Origin of the sequence: Trueperella sp. HMSC08B05 (assembly GCF_001808405.1) — a bacterium.
GTDB lineage: Bacteria > Actinomycetota > Actinomycetes > Actinomycetales > Actinomycetaceae > Trueperella > Trueperella bernardiae.
Window position 1 is genome coordinate 38,772 of record NZ_KV793240.1, and the last position, 22,747, is coordinate 61,518.

The 22,747-nt window shown below is 67.5% G+C and carries 21 protein-coding genes and 1 tRNA gene; 18 read left to right on the forward strand and 4 right to left on the reverse strand.

What is annotated here, in order from left to right; translation table 11 throughout:
- Positions 1-113: 113 nt before the first annotated feature.
- On the forward strand, positions 114-1,376 hold the full coding sequence (locus HMPREF3167_RS04805; protein ID WP_070445808.1) for a hypothetical protein: 1,263 nt from the start codon (positions 114-116) through the stop codon (positions 1,374-1,376).
- On the forward strand, positions 1,376-2,287 hold the full coding sequence (locus tag HMPREF3167_RS04810) for an alpha/beta fold hydrolase (protein ID WP_068539050.1): 912 nt from the start codon (positions 1,376-1,378) through the stop codon (positions 2,285-2,287). The genes HMPREF3167_RS04805 and HMPREF3167_RS04810 overlap by 1 nt, the downstream gene beginning before the upstream one ends.
- A gap of 219 nt (positions 2,288-2,506) precedes the next feature.
- Here the strand turns inward: HMPREF3167_RS04810 and nth are convergent, their stop codons facing one another.
- Entirely contained in the window at positions 2,507-3,142 is a 636-nt protein-coding gene (gene nth, locus HMPREF3167_RS04815) for an endonuclease III (RefSeq protein ID WP_210382938.1), read from the reverse strand.
- 191 nt (positions 3,143-3,333) lie between these two features.
- On the opposite strand from nth, the gene HMPREF3167_RS04820 reads away from it, so the two are divergent.
- The 3 genes from HMPREF3167_RS04820 to HMPREF3167_RS04825 all read left to right on the forward strand — a co-directional run bounded on the left by HMPREF3167_RS04820 (position 3,334) and on the right by HMPREF3167_RS04825 (position 4,779).
- Positions 3,334-4,011, forward strand: coding sequence for a Crp/Fnr family transcriptional regulator (locus tag HMPREF3167_RS04820; RefSeq protein ID WP_062613030.1), 678 nt, complete (start codon positions 3,334-3,336; stop codon positions 4,009-4,011).
- A 160-nt stretch (positions 4,012-4,171) separates the two neighbouring features.
- On the forward strand, positions 4,172-4,327 hold the full coding sequence (locus HMPREF3167_RS09825; RefSeq protein WP_162839027.1) for a Sp36 family protein: 156 nt from the start codon (positions 4,172-4,174) through the stop codon (positions 4,325-4,327).
- Entirely contained in the window at positions 4,324-4,779 is a 456-nt protein-coding gene (locus HMPREF3167_RS04825; RefSeq protein ID WP_062613028.1) for a RidA family protein, read from the forward strand. The genes HMPREF3167_RS09825 and HMPREF3167_RS04825 overlap by 4 nt, the downstream gene beginning before the upstream one ends.
- Before the next feature lie 126 nt (positions 4,780-4,905).
- Here HMPREF3167_RS04825 and HMPREF3167_RS04830 read toward each other — a convergent pair whose 3' ends face one another.
- Positions 4,906-5,244: a WhiB family transcriptional regulator gene (locus HMPREF3167_RS04830; protein WP_062613026.1), complete on the reverse strand. Its 339-nt coding sequence runs from the start codon at positions 5,242-5,244 to the stop codon at positions 4,906-4,908.
- Between the two features lie 225 nt (positions 5,245-5,469).
- On the opposite strand from HMPREF3167_RS04830, the gene HMPREF3167_RS04835 reads away from it, so the two are divergent.
- The 6 genes from HMPREF3167_RS04835 (at position 5,470) to moaA (ending at position 12,056) form a co-directional block, all read left to right on the forward strand.
- Positions 5,470-7,926, forward strand: coding sequence for a penicillin-binding protein (locus tag HMPREF3167_RS04835; protein ID WP_070445810.1), 2,457 nt, complete (start codon positions 5,470-5,472; stop codon positions 7,924-7,926).
- A 64-nt stretch (positions 7,927-7,990) separates the two neighbouring features.
- On the forward strand, positions 7,991-9,154 hold the full coding sequence (locus HMPREF3167_RS04840) for a metallophosphoesterase (RefSeq protein ID WP_083281083.1): 1,164 nt from the start codon (positions 7,991-7,993) through the stop codon (positions 9,152-9,154).
- A gap of 53 nt (positions 9,155-9,207) precedes the next feature.
- Positions 9,208-9,284 (forward strand) — tRNA-Pro (locus HMPREF3167_RS04845).
- Between the two features lie 294 nt (positions 9,285-9,578).
- Entirely contained in the window at positions 9,579-10,490 is a 912-nt protein-coding gene (locus tag HMPREF3167_RS09935) for an alpha-amylase family glycosyl hydrolase (RefSeq protein ID WP_210382965.1), read from the forward strand.
- Complete coding sequence (locus tag HMPREF3167_RS09940; RefSeq protein WP_371440123.1) at positions 10,379-10,816, forward strand: alpha-amylase family protein; 438 nt, start codon at positions 10,379-10,381, stop codon at positions 10,814-10,816. The genes HMPREF3167_RS09935 and HMPREF3167_RS09940 overlap by 112 nt, the downstream gene beginning before the upstream one ends.
- Positions 10,817-11,018: 202 nt before the next feature.
- Positions 11,019-12,056 (forward strand): GTP 3',8-cyclase MoaA, encoded by a 1,038-nt coding sequence (moaA, locus tag HMPREF3167_RS04855; RefSeq protein WP_246825738.1) that lies wholly within the window; start codon positions 11,019-11,021, stop codon positions 12,054-12,056.
- A gap of 107 nt (positions 12,057-12,163) precedes the next feature.
- Here the strand turns inward: moaA and HMPREF3167_RS04860 are convergent, their stop codons facing one another.
- Positions 12,164-12,586, reverse strand: coding sequence for a molybdenum cofactor biosynthesis protein MoaE (locus tag HMPREF3167_RS04860; RefSeq protein WP_062613017.1), 423 nt, complete (start codon positions 12,584-12,586; stop codon positions 12,164-12,166).
- A gap of 87 nt (positions 12,587-12,673) precedes the next feature.
- Between HMPREF3167_RS04860 and moaC the strand changes: the two genes are divergently transcribed.
- Both moaC and glp read left to right on the forward strand, forming a co-directional pair.
- Positions 12,674-13,171, forward strand: coding sequence for a cyclic pyranopterin monophosphate synthase MoaC (moaC, locus tag HMPREF3167_RS04865; RefSeq protein WP_062613015.1), 498 nt, complete (start codon positions 12,674-12,676; stop codon positions 13,169-13,171).
- Positions 13,171-14,418: a molybdopterin molybdotransferase MoeA gene (gene glp / locus HMPREF3167_RS04870; protein WP_070445818.1), complete on the forward strand. Its 1,248-nt coding sequence runs from the start codon at positions 13,171-13,173 to the stop codon at positions 14,416-14,418. Before moaC ends, glp begins: the two co-directional genes overlap by 1 nt.
- Before the next feature lie 496 nt (positions 14,419-14,914).
- Here the strand turns inward: glp and HMPREF3167_RS04875 are convergent, their stop codons facing one another.
- On the reverse strand, positions 14,915-15,406 hold the full coding sequence (locus HMPREF3167_RS04875; RefSeq protein WP_068539044.1) for a MogA/MoaB family molybdenum cofactor biosynthesis protein: 492 nt from the start codon (positions 15,404-15,406) through the stop codon (positions 14,915-14,917).
- Positions 15,407-15,490: 84 nt separating this feature from the next.
- Between HMPREF3167_RS04875 and modA the strand changes: the two genes are divergently transcribed.
- From modA to HMPREF3167_RS04900, 5 genes are all read left to right on the forward strand, one after another.
- Positions 15,491-16,294 (forward strand): molybdate ABC transporter substrate-binding protein, encoded by an 804-nt coding sequence (gene modA, locus HMPREF3167_RS04880; protein WP_070445821.1) that lies wholly within the window; start codon positions 15,491-15,493, stop codon positions 16,292-16,294.
- 50 nt (positions 16,295-16,344) lie between these two features.
- On the forward strand, positions 16,345-18,201 hold the full coding sequence (locus HMPREF3167_RS04885; RefSeq protein WP_168160824.1) for an ABC transporter permease: 1,857 nt from the start codon (positions 16,345-16,347) through the stop codon (positions 18,199-18,201).
- A gap of 69 nt (positions 18,202-18,270) precedes the next feature.
- Positions 18,271-18,531: a GlsB/YeaQ/YmgE family stress response membrane protein gene (locus HMPREF3167_RS04890; RefSeq protein ID WP_062613006.1), complete on the forward strand. Its 261-nt coding sequence runs from the start codon at positions 18,271-18,273 to the stop codon at positions 18,529-18,531.
- A gap of 529 nt (positions 18,532-19,060) precedes the next feature.
- Positions 19,061-20,668 carry an SLC13 family permease gene (locus tag HMPREF3167_RS04895; protein WP_083281084.1) on the forward strand — a complete coding sequence of 536 codons (1,608 nt, stop codon included), beginning with the start codon at positions 19,061-19,063 and terminating at the stop codon, positions 20,666-20,668.
- Positions 20,669-20,670: 2 nt separating this feature from the next.
- Positions 20,671-22,740 (forward strand): ATP-binding protein, encoded by a 2,070-nt coding sequence (locus tag HMPREF3167_RS04900; protein ID WP_068539041.1) that lies wholly within the window; start codon positions 20,671-20,673, stop codon positions 22,738-22,740.
- Positions 22,741-22,747: the final 7 nt, after the last annotated feature.

The following is a 22,747-nucleotide window of genomic DNA, read 5'->3' on the forward strand; positions in this document are numbered from 1 at the left end:
CCGGCGGCGCAACTGTGGATAGTTTTGCGTTTTCCACACAGGCACGCCGACAAGTTCTGGCTTATCGCCGCTCTTTGTCGTTACGCTGGAGCAAGAAGTAGAAGGAGAACAACGTGTCAACGCCTACCGACCCCTACAACTCCAACTCGCGCCGGCCCTTCGACGACGAGGATTCGATCCTCGAGCCGCTCGACGACCGCGCCGCCGCCCCCGCCGCCGAGCCCGGCAAGGCCGAACCCACACTGGGCAGCTTCGCCAACGACGGCCTGCCGCACCGCTTCACCGGGTCGGTGGAGCCCGAGTTCCCCGCGCACAACGAGGCCGGCACCGAGGAGACATGGGAGGCGGACCCGCTGGCACCTGGTCGCGACGAGGGGAACGGCTGGCCGTCTGATGCGCCGGCCAAGGGCGCTGAGCCGACTGAGGGTGGGGCGCCCGCCAAGGATGCCACGCCCGCCGAGGGCTGGGCCGAGGGCTGGGCCGAGGGCCCGGCCGCCGATTCCATTGAGGGCCGAGCTGATGGCCCGGCCCGCGCCGACTCGCCCGCCAGCACCGACTCCGATTCCAGCCCCCGCGGCTTCGGCCCGCTGAGCTCCGAAACCTCCGACGATCTCGCATCCTCCACCCACGACGCCCCGCGCGGCCCCACGCGCACCTCCGTCATGAGCGCGGCCACCTTCGGCGATTCCTACGAACCATACGCGAGCTCCCCGGCCAGCCCGGACACCGCCGTCGAGCAGCCCACCCCGGACTCCCCCGCCGCGCCGGCGTTCATGACCGCCGCCAGCTCCGCCGACGCCGAAGAGCGCCGCGAGCGCTGGTCCGCCGACCCGGGCGACACCGTCCTCGCCGACAGAATCCCCGACGCCCCCAAGGGCCGCGGCCTCACCCACACCGGCGCCCTCCTACTCACCCTGCTGCTTGTGCCCGCGGCCTGGTACCTCATCGCCGACGCCGGGGCTCGCCTCGCGATCGTCCCCGACAACCCGTGGATGACCGGCTCCCCGCAGCTCATGCCGTTGCTGGAGCTGGCGGGCGGCGTCGTCGTCGCGGGAATTATTTGGTGGATGGCCCGGGCGTCGTCCTTGGGCGCGAACGTGATCGGCACGCTCGTCCTGCTCGCGGGGGCCGGCGCGCTCGGCGCCCCGAAGTTCGCACAGGACGTGGTGGAGCAGCTGTCGAACGCGATCGGCGGCTACAACGCATTTACCGGCAACGTCGTCTACCACCTCGGCAACGACCTCGCCACCGGCCGCATCGCCGTCTTCGGCGCGCTGCTGCTGCTCACGGGCATCGTCTCGCACGGCGCACGACGCCGCGGCCAGGCCTTCGGCACCACCGTCACCCGCCGCAACCTACTCCTTCGCGATTCCTAATGCCCGCCGACACCACCTGCATCACCCTCCCCGGCCCCTGGCGCCACGAATACATCCGCGCCAACGGCGCCCAGTTCCACGCCGCGATCGCCGGCTCCCACAACCCCGACAAGCCGCTCGTGCTGCTCGTCCACGGGTTTCCCCAGTATTGGTGGGCGTGGCGCAACCAGATCGAGCCACTGCACGCCGCCGGCTACCACGTGGTAGCCATTGACCAGCGCGGGATCGGCGGCTCCGATAAGACCCCCGACTCCGAAGACGGGCTCACCCTCGCCTCCGACCTCGTGGCGATCGTGCGGGCGCTCGGGGCGCGCAGGGCGGTCGTCGTCGGGCATGGGCGCGGCGGGGCGCTGGCGTGGAGCGCGGTGTCAATGGAGCAGGACCTCTTCGCCGGGCTCGTCACCATTTCCTCCCCGCACCCGCGCACCCTCCACCGGCTGGGCATGCATGTCACGTTGCGGACGTGGCGGCACGTGCTCACCTTCGCGCTCACCCCCATTTCAGGGCGCAACCTGGCCAAGGAGTCCGTGGTGCGAGCACTGCTCACCGAGTGGTCCGCCTCCGGCAACAACGGCGCCTCCAGCCAGTCCGACATCTACACCCAGGCCCTGCAACTGCCCGGCGCGGCGAAGATCGCCATCAACCAGCTGCGGTGGACGTGGAACTCGCAGCGCAGCGCCACCGGGCGCACCTACCTGCGCGCCTCCGCGAACCCCGTGCACATCCCCGTGCTCGCGATCCGGGGCGAGGCCGACCCCCTCCTCCCCGACCGCGCCTGGGATAAGGACCTCGAGTTCTCCACCGGGCCGTACCACAAGGTGCGAGTGGCCGGGGCCGGGCATTTCGTGGCCGAGGAACAGCCCGAGACCACCACGCGCCTGCTACTGGACTTCCTTCAGGGGCTCGAGTAGCTGCTTTCCGGGTGGGATCGGCGCACCGGCGGACCGCAATGTCCGATTTGTCTAGAATTGCTCGGCTTAGCCAGTGGCGGTTGTTCCGTTTTGCCCGATTGGCTCGGCGGCGCCCCGTCAATTGTCAGGACCCTGAGGCCAAAACGGCCTCTTTTGCCGACGAAAACTCTCAGAGTCCTGACGTTTGCCCGGTTACTCTACCGACCCGGCGGCTGGGCCCTATTCTGCCGACGGGCAGATGTCCGCCAGCGCACACGCCCCACACTCCGGGCGGCGGGCGTGGCACACCCGCCGCCCGTGGAAGATGATGCGGTGGCAATCCATGGTCCAGTCCTCGCGCGGCATGATCTCCATCAGCTCGCGCTCGGCTTTGACGGCGTCGGTCTGCTGCGTCCACCCCCATCGCCGGGTCAGCCGGCCCACGTGCGTGTCCACCGTAATCCCGGGCACGCCGAAGGCGTTGCCGAGCACCACGTTCGCCGTCTTCCGCCCCACCCCCGGCAACCTCACCAGTTCTTCTAGCGTTCCAGGCACGACGCCGTCGTGGGCCTCGAGCAACGCCCCGCCCAGGCGCGAAAGCGACTTGGCCTTGGCCCGAAAGAAGCCGAGCGGGCGCAGGATCTCCTCCAGCTCGGGGATACTGGCGCCGGCCAGGGCCTCCGGGCCGGGGAAGCGGGCGAATAGTTCGGGGGTCACCTGGTTGACCCGCACGTCGGTGGTCTGGGCCGAGAGAATCGTGGCGACCAGCAGTTCGAAGGGGGTGGTGAAGTCAAGTTCGCAGGCGGCGTCGGGATAGAGGGCGGCAAGGCGCCCCAGGATTTCCGTGACCTGCTCGGGCGAGCCGGGTTCCATCATGTCAACCTCCATCGGCGGCGTAAGACCAGATTAGCGCGACAAACCCCCGTATACACCGTGCGAATAGCGCGCTAGCATGGCAAGATGTAGTGTGTATGACCTCGGACACAAGCCCGACCCGCCGCGCGGCCCCGACCGCCCACCGGCATGGTCACGAAGACCTCAGTAAACTTAAGTAGAAAGGTAAGCGGATGGAATCGAACATCCTTGCCAACGTTGAACTCTTCAAGGAGCTTGGGGACGACGAGCGCGACTCCCTCATGGCCCTCATGTCAGAGACCAGCCTCAAGCGTGGCGAGTCCCTGTTCCACGAGGGTGACGCGGGCGATCGGCTCTACGTCATTGTCGAAGGCAAGGTGAAGCTGTCCCACACCTCCGACGACGGGCGTGAAAACCTCATCGCGATCCTCGGCCCGGGCGAGATCATTGGCGAGCTCTCACTGTTTGATCTGGGCGCGCGGTCCTCCACGGTCACGGTGATTGCGCCGTCAAAGTTCCTTTACCTGTCCCACAAGGACATGATGAACTACATTGACGAGCACCCGAAGATGGCCAAGGCCATGTTGCGCGAGCTCGCCACCCGCCTGCGCAACACGAACGACCAGATGGCCGACCTCGTGTTCTCCGACGTGCCCGGACGCGTGGCCAAGGCCCTGCTTGACCTGGCCGAGCGCTTTGGCGAACGCACGCCCGAGGGCATCTACGTGGCCCACGATCTGACCCAAGAGGAGCTGGCGCACCTCGTGGGGGCGTCGCGCGAGACGGTGAATAAGTCGCTGGCGGACTTCACGGCCCGCGGCTGGATCCGCCTCGAGGGCCGGGCCGTGCTGCTCATCCAGGTGGGGCGCCTGCAGCGCCGCGCCCACTAGTCGCCGCCCGGCGGCTAGGGCATTTCGCTTAGCTGGACGATGTCGGGGCTATCTGCTCCTTCACGCAGATGGCCCCGACATCGTCCAATTGCCTTTAACGGGTAGAGCACCCCCAATCGAATGCCTTGCCGGTGCTCGCCCGTCTCATTACGCTGGAGCCATGACTACTTGGGAATACGTCACTGTACCGCTCTTGATGCACAACACGAAGCAGATTCTTGATACGTGGGGGAAGGACGGCTACGAGCTTGTCACGGTTATCCCCGGCCCGAACGGCACTAACCCCGTGGCCTACATGAAGAGGCCGGTCGAGTGAGCATCGCGCAGGCGCTGGCTGAGCTCGGCCTGGAGCTTCCCGACGTCGCCGCCCCAGTTGCGGCCTACATCCCCGCTCGGCGTGTCGGCAACGAGGTGCGCACCTCCGGCCAGCTCCCTTTCGTCAAGGGTGAGCTGGTGACGGGCAAGGTAGGCCAGGCGGTGTCGGCCGAGCAGGCCTACGACCTGGCGAAACAGTGCGCGCTCAACGCGCTCGCGGCGGCGGCGTCCGCTGCCGGCGGGGTGGATCACCTGGTGAGTGTGTCGCACGTGACCGGCTTCGTTGCCTCCGACCCGGGCTTCTTTGGTCAGCCCGGCGTCATCAACGGCGCCTCCGAGCTGCTGGGCAAGATCTTCGGCGACGGCGGCGCGCACACCCGCTCCGCCGTGGGAGTTGCGGTGTTGCCGCTGGATGCGCCGGTGGAAGTGGAAGTCACCTTCATCGCCAAGTAGGCCGGGCACCAAGCTCAATCGAATACTTCCGGGACGATGTGAGCCACATCTGCACATATGCGCCGATGTGGCTCGATCCGGCCCGCGAATTATTGTTGCCGGCCGAGCTACGGGCAGGGCGGGGTGTCAGCGCGCTGCCGGACGCCGCGAGAGGCGCGGAATGCGACCCGCGCGAAGCTCGATCGCGACGGCGTCGTTGGATTCGGTGAGGTAATCCCACCAGTCGGTGATGTGGGGGAAGCGGCGGACGAGGGCGCGGCGCTCGCGTTCGGTCATGCCGCCCCAGACGCCGAAGGACATCTGCGAATCGAGGGCGTCGGCCAGGCACTCGATGCGGACCGGGCAGGAGAAGCACATTTGACGGGCGTCGGCTTGCGCAGAGCCCCTCACGAAGAGCGAATCCGGATCAGTGTTTGCGCAGATCGCGCGCACTGCCCACGTCTGATCCTCATATACCTGCGTCATTTACCTATCCCTTCACCGAAAGCGCCCTTGCTCCCGAACTGGCGTGACTGCGGTCACTCACCAACATGTTACCCAACTGCTCCGATAAAATCACATCCGGCCGGTCCGCGGACGCGGCGTTCACCCTGTTCAGAGCGCAGAACACCGGAGATAAACGGGCCACATCCGCCCTTGGCATGCCCCAATTCACGCAACTTTGTCGGTGGCAACCACTATTGTTGAAACATGCGTAGTTCTGGCCGAAAGATGACCATCCGACAGATCATCGTCGCCCTGCTCAGCTTCTTTTTGCTCACCGGTGTCGGCGGTGGGATTCTTGCCGCCGCGGCGCTACCTATAGTGGCCACCACGGGCACGGTTGCTAACGCGGGCACTCGGGTGTTTGATGACCTGCCCACGGATATTGACTTCACCAAGCCGTCCGAGCAGTCCGTTATCTTGGCGGCGGACGGCTCGCACCTGGCCACGTTCTACGCGGAGAACCGGATCGTAGTGGCATCCGACCAGATTTCGCCGCTGATTAAGCAGGCGGTGGTCGCGATTGAGGACGAGCGCTTCTACACGCACAACGGCATTGACGCCCAGGGTCTCATCGGCGCGGCGTTCAATAACTTCACGGGCGGGCGGCTCGCGGGCGGATCCACGATCACACAGCAGTACGTGAAGAACGCGATCATCGAAGAGGGGCGAATCCTCGGCGATTCCACGCTCATTGCGTCGGCCACCGAGCGTTCGATTTCCCGCAAGCTGAACGAGGCGCGCTACGCGATCGCGGTGGAGAATAAGCTGACGAAGGATGAGATCCTCACGGGCTACCTCAATCTGGCCCAGTTCGGCCCGTCGCAGTGGGGCGTGGAGGCGGCCTCGCGCTACTTCTACGGCATCTCGGCGAAGGACGTGTCGCTGCCGCAGGCCGCGATGATCGCCGGCATCACGCAGGCGCCCGGCAAGTGGAATCCGGTCACGAACCCGGAGGAGGCGAAGAAGCGTCGGGACGTGGTGCTGGGCCAGATGTACAAGCTCGACATGATTTCGCGTGAGGACTTTGAGGCCGCGGTAGCCGTACCGGTGGAGGAAATGCTGAACGTCACCTCGGTGCCCAACGGGTGCGCGGAGGCCGGAATTTCGGCCTACTTCTGCGAGTATGTGGTGAAGGACGTGCTGAACGATCCGGCGCTAGGCGAGACACGCGAGGAGCGCATCGCGGCCCTCTACCGTGGTGGCATCGTCATTCACACCACGATCAATCCGGCTGAACAGCAGGCCGCGTATGACGCGGTGGTGGGCTCGGTGCCGGTGGGTGACGAATCGTCCATCAACATGGCGCTGTCGTCGGTGGAGCCTGGAACCGGCCACATCCGCGCGATGGCGCAGAACACGAACTTTGGCAACCCCACCCCCGAATCGCCGGATGACATGACGCTCAACCTCAACGCGGGCATGAACATGGGCGGCGGATCGGGATTCCAGGCCGGATCGACGTTCAAGATTTTCACCCTCGTCGAGTGGCTGAAGGAGGGGCACGGCACGCTGGAGCGGGTCAATGGCACGCCGCAGAAGTTCGCGCCTAACTCCTGGAAGATCCGGTGCGCGCCCGGCGCGCGGCCCGGCGAGGCGTGGGGGCCCGGCACGCTTGACGGCGTCGGCACGGGAATGATGAGCGTGCTGACGGCCACCAAGCAATCGGTCAACCCGGCCTACGGGCAGATGGCCAACCAGCTCGACCTGTGCAACATCATGGACATGGCCAGCAACCTGGGCGTGGAGCGCGGACGCGTGGCCATGGATGGGGACGCGGAGACAGCGCAGATTGCCAACCTCAGTCTGCCCTACGAGCTGGGCGAGCCCCTGCCGCTCATGCCGAACCCGGCTGCGATTATCGGCTCGAACCCGGTCACCCCGCTGTCGATGGCGGTGGCCATGGCTACCCTGGCCGCTGACGGCAACCGGTGCGAACCGCAGTCCTACACGCTCATTGAGGATTCGAACGGCAACGTGCTGTCGGACCGGCAGCCGCAGTGCCGCCAGGTCATTGACAAGGAGCTCGCGCGGCGGACCACCTCCACGCTGGCCCAGGTGGTCAAGAGCGATGCCACGGGTGAGCGCGCCCAGCTGGCGGGCGGGCGCCCGGCCGCCGGCAAGACCGGTACTGCGAACGAGGACTACCATGCCTGGTTCGTCGGCTACACCCCTCAGCTCGCCTCCGCCGTGTGGCAGGGTCACCACGAAGGCTACATCTCAATGTTCCACTCGGTGATCAACGGGGTCTACCACCGCGAGGTCTACGGCGGCCTGTACCCGGCGATGACGTTCAAGAGCTACATGGACGCCGCGCTCGCCAGCGAACCTATCCAACAGTTCGCCAAGCCCACCGCCGATCCGACCACGATCCGCGTGCCGCGCACGAAGCTCGAGGAGTCGGAAGAAAAGGAAGAGACAAAGGAAGCGGCAAAGGAGACCACGGAGCCGGCTGGTGACACGGCGGCAAACCCCGCCCCGTCGTTGCTGGGGATGACTCAGGAAGCCGCGCAATCCGCGACGCTTGCCGCCGGATACGGGTACGTGACTCGAACCGAATCCTCGAGCCAGCCCGCGGGGACCGTCCTTCGGCAGAGTCCTGCCCCTGGGCAGGAGGCGACGCCGGGTAGCCGGATCGAGATCTGGATTTCAGGCGGAAACTAATTTCAACGCGGTGGACGTGATGGCGGGCGGCCCGGTGGGCCGCCCGCCCGACTAGGAGGCATACATGCGAACTTCTCATGCCGTGCTGGCAGGTGGCGGCGGGCTAATAGCGGCTGGCCTGGGTGCCGGCGTCTATGGGCTGGTGCATTCGCACAGCTACGTGTTGCGGCGTCGTTCGCTGTTGCTCCCCGGGCAGGCGCGTCCGCTGCGCATCTTGCACATCTCTGACGCCCACACCCTCGCTCGGCACACCAAGCGCCTGCGCTTCATCCGCGACCTCGCGGAGACCTCACCGGACCTGGTGGTGCTGACGGGCGACATGATCGCCGAACCCGACGCCGTCGCCCCGGTCCTCGCCGCGCTCGACGAGTTGCTGGAGGTGCCCGGCGTGTTCGTGTTCGGTTCGAACGACTACGTGGCGCCCACGTTCAAGAATCCGCTCGCCTACCTGGGCGGGCCGTCCAACCGCGGGGCGAAGAAGGGCCAGCCCGATCGCCGGCCCCTGCCGTGGCGGGACATGCGCGCCGAGTTCAAGGCGCGCGGGTGGGCGGACCTGACGAACGCGCGCGCCCAGATGTCAGTGGCCGGGTGGGATCTCGAATTCGTGGGCGTGGACGACCCGCACATGCACCTCGACCGCTTCCCAGATCCCGTCGATGGGCCCGCCGCTGGAGATTCTGCGGGCACTGCCAGGTCCGCCGGCGCAGCCGGCACAGCCATCTCAGCCGGCAAAACCCGCCCGGCCTCGCCGACGGGCAACTCTGGAAAGCCAGCCACCAACCCGGGGGACAGCGTCGGGAAGCTAGGCGATGCCGTCGTGGGCGAACAACCCCGGATGCGGATCGGCGTGGCGCACGCGCCCTATCAGCGGGTGCTCAATCAGATGGTCGCGGACGGGTGTTCGCTCATTTTCGCAGGTCACACGCATGGCGGGCAGGTGTGTCTGCCGCCGCATCGGGCGCTGGTGTCGAACTGTGACCTCGACCCGTCGCTCGCCTCCGGCCTGTTCGACTGGCCCCGCTTCCCCGACTCCGAGGAGCCGATCAAGGGCGACGGCGCTGCGATCGCGAAGGAGGAGGCTGGCGGGGCGTGGGTGCAGGTGTCGGCCGGGATTGGGTCGGCCACCTACATGCCGCTACGCACGTTCTGCCCGCCGGAGGCGATCTTGTTGGACGTCGTGCCGGTGGCCGCCCAGCCTGCGGGTGTGAATTCGCGCGCACTGCCGTGAGCGATTTCGAATTCGGGGGTGTAGCGGCTACTATTTATTGAGTCGCAAGATATCGGGGTGTGGCGCAGCTTGGTAGCGCGCTTCGTTCGGGACGAAGAGGCCGTGGGTTCAAATCCCGCCACCCCGACCAGAATTCGGGTGAACCGTGAGGGTTCACCCGTTTTTCATGCCCGCCCAGGAGTCCCCGGCCTCCACCAGCAGTGCCGGCGACCCCGACCACCGGCGCCGGCGCGGTCCCCGATACCCGCCCGGTACCTGCCACCCCCGACACAACTCGTGGACCTCAGACCCACCAGGCCCCATAGCAATCGCCAGCCGGTATATTCACGACTTCTGTCGGCCACCACGCCCGGGCCTCTATCCAAACCGCCCCCGCACCCACCCCCCACGCGGTAGCCTTGAGGGACCAAACAAAGGAGCAAACGTGCTGGAACACGCGATCTGGTGGCAGGTCTATCCGCTTGGCGCCCTGGGCGCCCCGATCCGCGAGGATTGGCGGGACACGGGCGAGGAGCACCGGCTGCGCAAGCTCGGCCCCTGGCTGGATTACGTCGCGCAGTTGGGTTGCAATGGCATCCTGTTCGGCCCGCTGTTTGAGTCGACCACGCACGGCTACGACACCACGAACCACCTGCGCATTGACCCGCGCCTGGGCTCGAACGAGGATTTCGACTGGTTGGTGGCCGAATGCCGCGCCCGCGGCTTGCACATCATCCTCGACGGCGTGTTCAACCACGTGGGCGTGCGCCACCCGCTCACGCTCGCGGCCCTGGACGGCCAGCCCTCCCCGGTTATCGTCGCCGACGACGGCTACCCCCAGCATTGGGAAGGCCACCTGGACTTGGCCGAGCTCGACCACGCCAACCCCGCCACCGAGGACCTGGTCGTGGAAGCCATGGAGTTCTGGCTCGAGCGCGGGATTGCGGGCTGGCGTCTCGACGTCGCCTACTCGGTTCCCACCGACTTCTGGGCCCGCGTCACGGACCGCGTCCGCGCCCGCTTCCCGCACGCTGTCTTCGTGGGCGAGATCATCCACGGCGACTACCTGCGCCTCATCGACGCCGGCCACCTCGACTCCGCCACGCAGTACGAGCTGTGGAAGGGCATCTGGTCGTCGCTCAAGGACCGCAATCTGTGGGAGCTCGCCCACGCGCTCGAGCGCCACGACCCTTCTCGGCTGACCACCGCCTGCAGATTTTTGTGGGCAATCACGACGTCGACCGCATCGCCTCCACCCTCGACGACGACGGCGCCGCCATTGCTGCCGCGATCCTCTTTTCGCTGCCGGGCATCCCATCGATCTACCAGGGCGATGAGCAGGCGTTCCGTGGGATGAAAGGCGAGGGCGCCTCCTCCGACGATCAGATCCGCCCACCCCTGCCGGCCTCCCCGGAGGAGCTGAGCGAGTTCGGTTGGTGGATGTACCGGCACTACCAGGAGCTGGTGGCCGCGCGGCGCCGGCACCCGTGGCTGGTCGACGCGCGCGTCGAGGTCCTGGACAAAGCCAACGAGCGCCTCTCCTACCGCGTCACCTCGCGCCCAGGCAACGCCGGCTGCCCCGGCAACCTCGGCGAGGGCTCGCTCACGGTGACGATCGACCTTACGGCACCCTCGATCACGTTGGCGTTCGACGACGGCGACACCGTCACCTACGCCGGCTAGGCGAACACGCCCTCCTCGAGCCCGGCGCTTTCCTTGTCTATCTACGCCCTAAGTCTGGTTTTTTCTTCCCGACCCCGATCCGCCCCCCACACCTTCTCACCTGCGGTTTTGCCCGTGCACGTTTTCGCACAGCTTGGTGTTGAACAATTCGGTCCCACCCCGTAACGTGGCTGTTCAGTAAGACACCGAGGCGAGGATGTTCATGAGTGAGGCCACTGCCGCAACACTACAGTTACGTGACCAGTGGGGTCGCGTGGCGCGTGATTTGCGCATTTCGCTCACGGACCGCTGTAACCTTCGCTGTTCGTATTGCATGCCGCCCGAGGGCTTGGACTGGTTACCCACGGAGCAGACGCTGACCGACGCCGAGGTCATGCGCCTCATGCGGATCGGTGTGGAGATGCTTGGCATTGAGGAGATCCGCTTTACGGGCGGCGAGCCGCTTCTGCGCAGGTCCCTCGAGGACTTGGTGGCGTTTGGCGCGAGTTTGCGCACGACGTCGGGCGCGCGGCCTGGCCTGTCCCTCACCACGAACGCGCTCGGCTTGGACAAGCGGGCCGCGGCGCTTGCGGAGGCGGGGCTGGACCGGGTGAATGTGTCGATGGATTCGGTAGACCCGGATGTCTACCGGCACATTTCCCACCGTGACCGCCTGGCCTCCGTGTTCGCCGGGATCCAGGCCGCTTTCGACGCGGGGCTCACGCCCGTGAAAATCAACGCGGTGGCGATACGGGATGTCAACGACGCCGGTCTGCGCGACTTGCTGCGCTACTCTCTGCGCGTCGGGGCCCAGTTGCGCATTATTGAGCACATGCCGCTTGGGCCGCGTGAGACGTGGTCGCGGGCGAATATGGTGCCGCAGGACGAGATCCTCGACTACCTGGGCGAGGAGTTCGAGCTAACGCCGGCCGAGACCGCCGACCCGTCGGCGCCCGCGAAGCTGTGGAATGTGGCCCCGGGAGCGGATCACCCGGGTGGGAGCGTGGGCGTGATTGCGTCGGTGACGAAGCCGTTCTGCGCGGATTGCGACCGCACGCGCCTCACTGCCGACGGCCAGATCCGCAACTGCCTCTTCTCCCGCACCGAGACCGACCTGCGCGGCCCGATGCGCTCCGGCGCCGACGACTCCAAACTCGCCCGGCTGTGGGCCGACGCCATGTGGGAGAAGAAGCCCGGCCACGGGATCGACGACCCGGGTTTCATCCAGCCCGAGCGCTACATGTCAGAAATCGGCGGCTAAGCAGCCCGTCCGAACGGGGCGCTCGACAGAACTCGTAAATATACCGGCTACCGGTTCTATATGGGCCTGGCAGGTCTCAGGTTCACGAGTTGCGCCGGGGTTCCCGACTACGCCGAGCCCACCCACTCGTCGGTGCCGTCGGTGAAGAGCTGGCGCTTCCACACGGGCAGCTTGTCCTTGATCGTGTCCACCACGTCTGAGATCGCTGCGAACGAGGCGCTGCGGTGCGGGCTAGCCACCACCGCAACCATCGCGAGCTCCCCGATGGCGAGCTCGCCCACCCGGTGCACCACGGCCACCCGGCACTCCGGGTGCCGCTCGGCCACCTCGGCGGCGACGTCGGCCACCACCTCAGCCGCGCTCGGGTGGCAACTGTACTCGATGCCGGTCACCCCGCGGCCGGCGTCGTGATTGCGCACGATCCCTTCGAAGACCACGAGTGCGCCGGCGGCATCGTTGCGGATTGAGTCGGCGATGGCGGCGGTGTCAAGTGGGGTGTCTTGCACGCCGGTGAGGCCGATGCGGTCCATGTGCGTCCTCCCTATTGTTGCGACCCGCAAACACTAGCATGGTGTGGTGGTGGCGCGCCCACCGAGGCCCGCCCAGAAAGGACATTCATGAAGCTCACCCACCTCAATTCCGCCGGAGAAGCCCGCATGGTCGACGTGACGGGCAAGCAGCCGACCGTTCGCGCGGCGAGCGCGCAGGCGAAGGTCACGTGCTCGGCCGAGGTCATGGCCGCGCTCCGGGACGGCACCGTGCCCAAGGGCGACGTGCTGGCCGTGGCCCGCGTGGCCGGGATCGCGGCCGCCAAGCGCGTGCCCGACCTCCTCCCCCTTGCCCACACGATCGGCGTGCACGGCGCGCAGGTGGACCTCACGCTCGAGGTCGACCACGTGCTCATCCGCACCACCGTCCGCACCGCCGACCGCACCGGCGTGGAGATGGAGGCGCTGACCGCGACGTCGGTGGCGGCGCTCGCGGTGGTGGACATGGTCAAGGGCGTGGACCGCTCCGCCGCCATCACCGACCTGTTGATTACCGCCAAGTCCGGCGGGCGTTCGGGCACGTGGGAGCGGCCCGGCTTCGAATCCGACCGTTCCGTGGAGGCCTGATGGGCGCGCTCACGACACCCGAGGCGTACCTCGCATCCCTCCTCTCCGCCTTCCGCCCGCAGCGGCTGGCGTCCGAGAGCTTGCGCCTGGCCGATGCGCTGGGGCGCACCCTCGCCGACGACGCCGACGCCCTGCTCTCCGTCCCGCCCTTCGACAACTCCGCGATGGACGGTTTCGCCGTGCGGGTGGGGGATTTTGCGGGCGAGGGGCCCTGGGAGTTCGCGGTGGTGTCGGAGATCGCGGCGGGGACTGTGGGCGATGAGCTGGGCCCGGCCGAACTGGGTGGAGCCGGGGCGGCAGGCGCACGTCCGTCCGCCGCCCGCATCATGACCGGCGCACCCGTGCCGCCGTGGGCCGACACCGTGGTCAAGGTCGAGGACACCGATGCCCCCGCGGGTGCCTCCGAACTCCCGGCAACCGTGCGGATCACGGCCGCCCCGCGACCGGGCCTCAACATCCGCTGCGCCGGCGAGGACCTCACCGCCGGCTCTCCTGCCATCCCGGCGGGCACGATTCTCGGCGCCCGCTCGCTGTCCGCACTCGCTGCGATCGGCTACGGGCAGGTGGGGGTGGTGCGCAGGCCTCGCGTCGGCGTCGTCGCCACCGGATCGGAACTGGCGCGCCCGGGCGAGCCGCTCGGGCCGGGCATGATCCCCGACTCCAACTCCACGCTGCTGGCGATGCTCGTGCGCGAGGCGGGCGGGGAGCCCACGGAGGTCCTCACGGTGGCGGACACGGCCGAAGCCTTCGGCGCGGCACTGCCCACCGACGTCGACCTCATCGTCACCTCCGGCGGCGTGTCCATGGGCGCGTTCGACCCCGTCAAGGAATACGGCCTCGCCCACGGCTGGACCTTCGAGAAAGTGGCGATGCAGCCCGGTAAGCCGCAGGGCCACGGGCGCAGCCCGGGTGGCGTGCCCGTCATCTGCCTGCCCGGCAACCCCGTCTCCGTGGCGGTGTCCTTCGCCCTGTTCGTGCGGCCCTACCTCGCCCGCCTCCTTGGTCACGCCGAGCACCCCGCCCGGATGCTACCGGCCGGCGCTGGCTGGACCACCCCCGCCGGTCGGCGCCAGTACCTGCCCGCGCGCGTGGTTCCGGGCGACCCGGACGTTGTGGTGCCCGTGCACGAACGGGGCTCGGGCTCGCACCTGGTGGCCGCGTTGCACCACGCCGAGGTGCTGGCCGTGGTGCCGGCAGACAAAGAGGAGGTCCGGCCAGGGGACCTCCTCCAGGTCATTCAATTATAGGAACGTTGCTAACTGGTGAGTCTGAGCGGTTTCGTGCGCACAACCGGCCTTTTCAAGCCCAGATTCACCAGTTAGTTACGGCGATCAGTGGTCGGCACCGGACTTCCACCCGGCAATCCTCGCCGGACGCCGTTCGCGGGACGATTTGAGCTTCATCTTCGTATATACGAAGATACGGCCGAAATCGTCCCGCGAAGGGACCACCTCTCCGTCACACCCCAATCTGGGCGGTGACAATTGGGGCAATTGTGACTGGTGTGAATAGGGTTGGGGCAGGCAGAAAAACAAGCGCCCGCCGGCAAATTATCGGCGCCGGCAGGTTTCGCCCCAATAGGTTGGGGCCGGCCTCGGCACCAAAACCGGCCTCGACACCAGGGTGGATTGAAATATTTTGGACGATTCCGGGGCGATCTCCTCATATAGAAAGATCGCCCCGGAATCGTCCAGTATTTTTAAATCGCTCAGCCCGGCCACGGTGGCCAACATCCGCGGGCGATCAGTGGTCGGCGCCGCGCATCTGGTCCACGGCGTGGGGCAGGATCGGGATGATCACTTCCATCCCGTCCGTCACTCCGCCCACCGAACCGGGCAGGTTGACCACCAGGGTGCGGTTGCGCCCGAGCACCATGACGCCCGCGCGCGAGCGGGACAGGACTGCCGACGGCGAGCCCTTCTTGATCCCGTGGTAGCGGATCGCCTCCGGGATGCCGGGGATGTCGAAGCGCAGGAGCGGGTCCATCGCGCGGGCCGTGTAGTCCTGGGGCGAGATGCCGGTGCCGCCGGTTGTGATCACGACGTCGACCTCGTCGTACGCCGCGGTCTGGACGGCTTCGGCGATGGCGCGGACATCGTCGTGAACCACGGTGGCGGTGACGACCTTGACGCCGGCCTCTTCGAGATAGCGCACGGCGGTGGGGCCGGAGATGTCCTCCCGCTTGCCGGCGGCGCTTCGATCTGAGATCGTGATAACGGCAGCTGAAATACTCATAGGCTCATTATAAATTAAGTAAACGTTCGCTCAAGAATGTTTAGGAACGTCTTGCTTAACGAAGCCTGCGACCCAAGGACACACATGTTCAAGAAGATCGCCGCGGTCGCCGCGGTTACCCTCCTCCTCGTCGCCTGCTCCCAGGGCGCCGGTAACGACGCCGGCTCCGGCCCTGGCAGCCCGGGCGGCTCGGGTGCCAGCAGCCCCGCCAGCTCCGAGCTCATCGTCTTCGCCGCAGCCTCTCTCAACACGGCGTTCCCGCAGATCGCCGAGGAGGTCTTCGGCCCGGATAACCCGGGCGTCAACGTCACGTTCTCCTTCGAGGGCTCCTCCTCGCTGGCGGAGAAGATCCTGGCCGGCGCCCCGGCGGACGTCTTTGCCTCCGCGAACGTGGGCAACATGGACAAGGTGGGCGACCTCGCCGTCTCCCCCGCCGAGTTCACCAAGAACACGCTGCGCCTCATCGTGCCCGCGGGCAACCCGGCCGGTGTCACGGACTTGGCCTCGGCCAACGCGGCGAAGTTGGTGGTGTGTGCGCCGCAGGTGCCGTGCGGGGCGGCCACCACGCAGCTTGCCGAGCACCTCGGGCTCACGCTTACGCCGGTCTCGGAGGAGCAGTCGGTGACGGACGTGCGCACGAAGGTGGAGACCGACGAGGCCGACGCGGGCCTCGTCTACGTCACCGACGCGATGCTGGTGGCGGACAAGGTGAAGATCGTCGATGTCCCCGGCATCACTGACGTCGGCACCTCCTACATGATCGCCACCCTCACCGACGCCCCGAATCCCGACGCCGCGAAGGCCTTCCTTGACGCCGTCATGTCGGAGAAGGGTCAGGCCATCCTCGCGGAGTACGGGTTCGGCACGGGCGCGGGCGAAACCAAGTAATGCGCGGCATCCCGCGGGGCTTTTGGCTGCCGGCCACGATTGCGCTAGCCATGCTTATCCTGCCGTTGGTGGGCATGGCCTCGCGGGTGCCGTGGGCGGAGCTGGGGCCGATCCTCACCTCCGCCGCGTCCACAGACGCGCTGTGGCTCTCACTGCGCACGTGCCTTCTTTCCATGGCGATTTGCCTGGTGGTGGGAACGCCGCTCGCGCTCATGTTCGCGCGCGCCGCTGAGGCGCCCCGGCGCCCGGCGTGGCTCACCCCGCTGCGCACGTTCGTCCTCGTGCCGTTGGTGATGCCGCCGGTGGTGGCCGGCCTGGCCTTGCTCACCACATTCGGCCGGCGCGGGCTGTTCGGCCCGGCGCTGGACGTGGCGGGCATCCAGATCCCGTTCACCACCACGGCCGTGATCTTGGCCCAGGTCTTCGTGTCTTTGCCCTTCCTCGTCACCACTGTGGAGAGCGCCGCGCGCGCCGCCGGCTCCGACCTCGAGCACGCCGCCGCGGGCCTGGGCGCCAGCCGGTGGGTGCAGTTCAGCCGCATCACGGTGCCGGTGCTCGGCCCGTCGATCATCTCGGGCGCGGCCCTTGCGTTCGCCCGCTCGCTCGGCGAATTCGGCGCCACCATCACCTTCGCCGGCTCACTCCAGGGCACCACACGCACGCTCCCCCTCGAGGTCTACCTCCAGCGCGAACAAGACCCCGACTCCGCCCTCGCCCTCGCCCTCCTCCTCATCCTGATCGCGTTGCTCGTCACCGCGCTCACCACCGCCATCGAGGCCCGCAGCTCTCGCCGCTTTGCCAACGACGCCGGTGCCCCGGGTGGGGGCCGGGAGGACGGCGTCGGGAACGACACCGAGGCTGGGCGGAAGATACAGGCGCCGGTGGGCTTCGTGCTGGACGCGGACGTGCCCGAGAGGCACGTGCGCTACCGGCTGGAGGCCGAGCCGGGCGAGACGATCGCGCTCATCGGGCCGAACGGCTCGGGGAAGTCGACGGGGATCCGGCTACTGGCCGGAGATATCACGAGCCCGGGGTCGGTGGTGGAGAAACCGGCCGCCGTGGGGTTCTTGGACCAGTCGCCGGCGTTGTTCCCGCACATGTCCGTGCTCGACAACGTAGCCTTCGGGCCACGGTGCGCCGGGGTGGGCAAGGCCGAGGCGCGGGAGCGGGCGCGGGCCGAGCTGGCCGCCGTCGGGATGGCCGGGCAGACGGAGCGTAACCCGCGCGAGCTGTCGGGAGGGCAGGCACAGCGCGTGGCACTGGCCCGGTTGCTCGCCGTGGACCCGCAGCTGCTCCTGCTGGACGAGCCCTTCGCCGCGCTCGACTCCACCGCCACCGCGCAGCTGCGCGCCATCATCGCGCGGCGGGTGGCGGGCATTACCACGGTGATCGTCACGCACGACATCGTCGACGCCCTCACCCTTGCCGACCGCGTGGCCGTGCTCGAGGGAGGGCAGCTCGTGGCGCTCGCGCCGATGCAGGAGGCGCTCAGCCGGCCGGCCACGGCGTTCGTGGCGAGCTTCGCGGGCGTCAACATGCAGTTCGGGCAGATGGGCGGCGATGGCCTGCGATCCGGGGCCGTGACCTTCCAGGGCGTGGCCGACGGGCTGACCGACGGCGACGCCGGTGCCGCCGTCTTCGACCCCACCTCCGTCTCGCTTCGCACCCAGCGAACTCCCGGTTCGCCGCGCAACGTGTTCGAGGGCCGGGTGCAGTCTATGAGCACCGGGGCCGTGGGGGTGAACGTGATGCTGGATATCGGCTCTGCGACGCCGATCCACGCAACCATCACCGCGGCCGCAGCCGCCGAGCTCGGGCTGGAGGAGGGGGCTGCCGTGTATGCCGAAGTGAAGGCGATGCAGGTGCGACTCATCTCCATTTCGCACGGTGCAAATGTGAATAAGTAGCTACCGGGGCGTAAGATGAGTGTGTGCGTTGCCCGATCCGGGCGGCGCTGACCTGAAAGGAGTCCACCCATGGTCAACATCATCGGAACGATTATCTTCGGAGCTGTGATCGGCTTCCTCGCCCGCTTCATCCGAAAGGACGCCCCGATCTCCGTGCTGGCAACTGTCGGCCTCGGTGTGGCCGGCGTGGTGGTCGGTAACCTGATCCTCCAGCTCTTCAGCTACCCAACCGACACGCCCGGCATTGATTGGATCCGCTGGATCGTGGCCACCGTGCTCGCGATTTTCTTCATCGGCATCTACCTGGGCCGCGCGGGTAAGAAGAACTAAGCGGCGCTGAACGGGGGCGGCGGGCGAAGGCCCGCCGCCCCCTTCGCGCATCTGCAACGTTAGTTCCCAAGATGCAACACCAAAATGCGGCTTTTTGCCGTTGCACATCGCGAATTAGCGTTGCACCTGCGGAGGTGAGGGGCCGGGCCGAACCAGAATGGCCAGGCCAGACAGGCCGAACCGGGCAGGGCCGCAAACCGGCCGAAAACATAAATGAGGCGGGCCGCCATCCACGCTAGGCGGCCCGCCTCGGGCAGACGCTCTGACCTTCAGGGAGAAGACTGCACAAATTCCTTCTCCAGCCAGTGCGTCAGGTTTCATCACACACACGAAAGGGAAGACCTTGAAGGAGATCTCCTTGCGATGTCTCTAGTATGGCAATCGATACTTAGATATCCATTGATGATTTCTGGGAGTTTTCTGGGAAATCTTTACCTCCCGCCGCAACCCAAACAGGCGCCCGAGAACCCGCGGTTTTCCGAGCCATTAGACCCATGACTGTGGCGTACGGAACATTAAGATGGCTTTCATGAACGACGCCCCACGCGCCGCGTCCAACGACGGACCCGCCCCCACCACCACGCCCGCAACCGGCCAGCCCTCGGCTGCCCGCCCAGCCCCCGGCCAAGCCCAACCCACGGCCACCCCGGCTGGCGCATCCAAGCCCCGCGCTAAGCGCCCGGCCCGCCGCCCACGCAAGGCACCGGCCGCCCAGCGCTGCACGCCGCTTGGCGCGAAGGAGAAGATCGGCCTGATTCTGGGCGCGATCGCCTTCGCGTTCCCATTCGTGGTGGATATCCCGAACCTGGAGCCCCTGGGCGAGCGCATGCTGGCGATCTTCCTGCTGGCCATTATTTTCTGGATCACGGAGCCGATTCCGCTCACGGCCACGGCGGTGCTCGTCATCTTGCTGGAGGTGCTGTTCGTGGCCAAGGGCGGCGTCTTCACCCCGAGCCTCGACCCCTCCAGCCCCGACGCCGCCACCATCGCCGACCAACTCCTGCCCTCCTCGGCCTACTTCGCCGCGCTCGCCAACCCGGTCATCATCCTGTTCCTGGGCGGCTTCATGATCGCCCACGGCGCCGAAAAGTACGGCCTGGACCGCAACCTCGCCTCGGTCATGCTGCGCCCGTTCCCCGATAGCGCCCGGGCCACCACCGCGGGCCTCATGCTCATCACCGCGATCCTGTCGATGTTCATGTCGAACACGGCTACCACGGCCACGATGTTCGCCGTCGTCGCCCCCATCCTCAAGGGCCTGCCGAAGGGCAAGGCGCGCGCCGGCGTCGCGCTGTCCATCCCGCTCGCGGCAAACGTGGGCGGCATCGGCACGCCCGTCGGCACCCCACCCAACGCGATCGCTATCGGCGCGCTGGCCGAGCGTGGCATCACCGTCTCCTTCGTGGACTGGATGATCATGGCCGTGCCGTTCATGGCGATCATCCTGCTGTTCTCCTGGCTGTTCCTCTCCTTCGTGTTCCTCCCGAAGGACGCCCGCATCCACGTGGAGATGACCTCGAACTGGGACCGCACCTCGAACGCCCGCATCTTCTACGCAATCGCCGCAATCACCATCCTGCTGTGGATGAGCGAGCCGCTCCACGGCGTCTCATCCAACACGGTGGGCTTCTTCCCGGTCGTAGCCCTGCTGTGCCTCAAGGTCATGGGCGGCGCGGACATCAAGGCGCTCGACTGGTCGGTGCTGTGGCTGGTCTCGGGCGGCATCGCGCTCGGCACGGGCGTCGGTGCCACGGGCCTGGACGCCTGGCTGGTCGGCTCGGTGCCGTGGGAATCCCTGGGCGGAGTGTGGATCGTCGCGATCCTCGGCCTCATCGGGTTCGGTATGGCGAACGTCATCTCTCACTCCGCGGCCGCGAACCTCCTCGTCCCGCTGGCCGTGTCGCTGGCCGTCTCCCTCGACGGCGTGGACACCATCACGGTCAGCGTGGTCGTGGCGATCGCCTGCTCGCTGGGCATGTCGATGCCGATCTCCACCCCGCCCAACGCGATCGCGTACTCCACGGGCGAGATCAAGATCTCCCAGATGGCGCTGCTCGGCATGGTGGTGGGCACGGCCGCCACCGCCGTCCTCATCTTCGCCCTGCCTACCGTCTGGTCTGCCATGGGGTTGCTGTAACGATGGGGTTCCCGACGACGTCCGACTCGGTCGCGTTCAACCGCGCACCATTCCATACCCCCGCGCTCGACACGGCGAACTTCGGCGTCCAGCCGTCGATCCCGATTGTGGACGCGCGCCCGCTCGACGTCGTCATGCTCGGCACCGACCCCGCCACCGCGGCAGTCCCCGAGTGGCTCGCGGAGGGGTTGCGCGGGGAGTGCCGGGTCCACCTCATGGCCGACCTGACCGAGCTCATCGAGCGGGAGCCGGAGCTGGACGAGCTCGCCGTCGTGACCCTGACCGTGGACAAGCACGGGCTCGGCCCCGGTCACCCCCTGTTCGACTTCATCGCCGCCCCCGGACATGAGGACGTGCGCGTGGCGCTACTCGCCACTGAGCGCGAGATCAGCGGCCTGTCCGCCCTCGCCGACTCCAACCGCCTCGACCTCCTCGCTTACCTCCCCGACATCCCCCACCTGCCCTTCACTCGCGACATCCGCACCCAGCTGCGCCGCTACCGCAAGAACACTCGCGTCAAGGCCGGCGGGCGCCGCGAGCGCGCCACGGTGGACGAGCGCTTCGCCCTCCACCTCGACGCCTCCGACCTGGAGATCGTCCACCGGATCGTCGAACTCGCCGACGAGCTACTCGGCTACCAGCCGCGCGTCCACCACCCGCCCAACACGCGCCTGACCACCGAGGGCGAACGGGTGGAGGAGATCACGCTGGCGCTGTCGGGGCAGGTCGCGCTCGAGATGCGTTCCGACGTCGGCGACGTCACCATGCACCGCTCCACCACCGGCCGCCTCATCGGCATGCTGGCCCTGACCTCCGGCCGCAACGCGTTCTTTACCTCGCGCACGACCACCAACGTGGTGGCCGTCCAGCTCACCTTCGAGCAGATGAACTACATTTGGAGCCACAATTCGGAGATCCCCTCCCTGGTGGCGGCGCTGTTCGTGCGCTCGTTTGACCGGCGCCTGCGCCGCTCGGAAGATATTCAGATCGAGCAGGTGGAGCTCACTGCCGAACTCGAGCGGGAGCGCGCCAACCTTGCCCAGGCTCTGCGCAACCTCGAGGCGGCCCGCGCCGAGCTCATGAGCCAGGCGCGTTTCGCGTCGCTCGGCGAGCTCGCGGCCGGAGTGGCCCACGAGCTCAACAACCCGATGGCCGCCATCGAACGCATCGGCGACCACCTCTACGACGACGTCCACGCCCTCACCTCCACCGCGAAGGACCAAAAGTGGGCGCGGCGCGTGCTGGCGGCGATGGACGCGGCTCACGGGGCGGCGTCGTTAACAACGCGCGAGGAGCGAAAGATTCGGCGCGAACTGGAAGCGGTGACGGGTGACCGGGCCGCGGCCCAGCGCCTCGTGCTCGCCGGAATCCACGACCCAGGCTTCGCCAAGGAAGTCCTGCGCTCGCGCGGCATCGACCTGGAGACCGTGGAGCTGGCGGCGTCGATCGGCACGGGCCTGCGCAACATTTCCACGGCCACACACCGGGTAACCGAGCTGGTGGCCTCGCTGCGCTCCTACGCGCGCCCCGACGGCGACCCCATCACGAACGTGGACGTGCACGTGGGTCTCGACGACACCCTCCGACTCGTCTCCCATCGCCTCCTCAACGTCGAAGTGGAACGCGACTTCCACACCATCCCCCACATCACCGGCAACCCCGGCCAACTCTCCCAAGTGTGGACCAACCTCATCACCAACGCCGCCGAAGCCATGGCCGACCAGCCGGGCGCCCGCATCCGCATCACCACCGGCGTGGAGGGCGGCAACGTCACCGTGGCGATCGCCGACAACGGGCCCGGCATCGCACCCGACATCCAGAAGAACATGTTCGAACCGCGCTTCACCACCAAGGGCGGGCAGGTGCGGTTCGGGATGGGGATTGGACTGTCGGTGGTGCGGTCAATGGTCACGCGGCACGGCGGCCACATCCGCGTGGACACCGGGCCGAGCGGCACCACCTTCACCGTGTCGCTGCCAATCGCCGGGCCGCCGAGGGAGGCTGAGGGCGCTGGTACGGGCCGGGCGGACGGCGTCACAACAAGCCAAATAGCAGAGCAGAGAGCCGAGTAGGAGGAAC

Coding starts and splice junctions, on each gene's coding strand:
- HMPREF3167_RS04810 (WP_068539050.1), top strand. CDS start 1,376: ATGCCCGCCGACACCACCTGCATCACCCTCCCCGGCCCCTGGCGCCAC.
- nth (WP_210382938.1), bottom strand. CDS start 3,142: ATGATGGAACCCGGCTCGCCCGAGCAGGTCACGGAAATCCTGGGGCGC.
- HMPREF3167_RS04820 (WP_062613030.1), top strand. CDS start 3,334: ATGGAATCGAACATCCTTGCCAACGTTGAACTCTTCAAGGAGCTTGGG.
- HMPREF3167_RS09825 (WP_162839027.1), top strand. CDS start 4,172: ATGACTACTTGGGAATACGTCACTGTACCGCTCTTGATGCACAACACG.
- HMPREF3167_RS04830 (WP_062613026.1), bottom strand. CDS start 5,244: ATGACGCAGGTATATGAGGATCAGACGTGGGCAGTGCGCGCGATCTGC.
- HMPREF3167_RS04835 (WP_070445810.1), top strand. CDS start 5,470: ATGCGTAGTTCTGGCCGAAAGATGACCATCCGACAGATCATCGTCGCC.
- HMPREF3167_RS04840 (WP_083281083.1), top strand. CDS start 7,991: ATGCGAACTTCTCATGCCGTGCTGGCAGGTGGCGGCGGGCTAATAGCG.
- moaA (WP_246825738.1), top strand. CDS start 11,019: ATGAGTGAGGCCACTGCCGCAACACTACAGTTACGTGACCAGTGGGGT.
- HMPREF3167_RS04860 (WP_062613017.1), bottom strand. CDS start 12,586: ATGGACCGCATCGGCCTCACCGGCGTGCAAGACACCCCACTTGACACC.
- moaC (WP_062613015.1), top strand. CDS start 12,674: ATGAAGCTCACCCACCTCAATTCCGCCGGAGAAGCCCGCATGGTCGAC.
- glp (WP_070445818.1), top strand. CDS start 13,171: ATGGGCGCGCTCACGACACCCGAGGCGTACCTCGCATCCCTCCTCTCC.
- HMPREF3167_RS04875 (WP_068539044.1), bottom strand. CDS start 15,406: ATGAGTATTTCAGCTGCCGTTATCACGATCTCAGATCGAAGCGCCGCC.
- modA (WP_070445821.1), top strand. CDS start 15,491: ATGTTCAAGAAGATCGCCGCGGTCGCCGCGGTTACCCTCCTCCTCGTC.
- HMPREF3167_RS04885 (WP_168160824.1), top strand. CDS start 16,345: ATGCTTATCCTGCCGTTGGTGGGCATGGCCTCGCGGGTGCCGTGGGCG.
- HMPREF3167_RS04890 (WP_062613006.1), top strand. CDS start 18,271: ATGGTCAACATCATCGGAACGATTATCTTCGGAGCTGTGATCGGCTTC.
- HMPREF3167_RS04895 (WP_083281084.1), top strand. CDS start 19,061: ATGAACGACGCCCCACGCGCCGCGTCCAACGACGGACCCGCCCCCACC.
- HMPREF3167_RS04900 (WP_068539041.1), top strand. CDS start 20,671: ATGGGGTTCCCGACGACGTCCGACTCGGTCGCGTTCAACCGCGCACCA.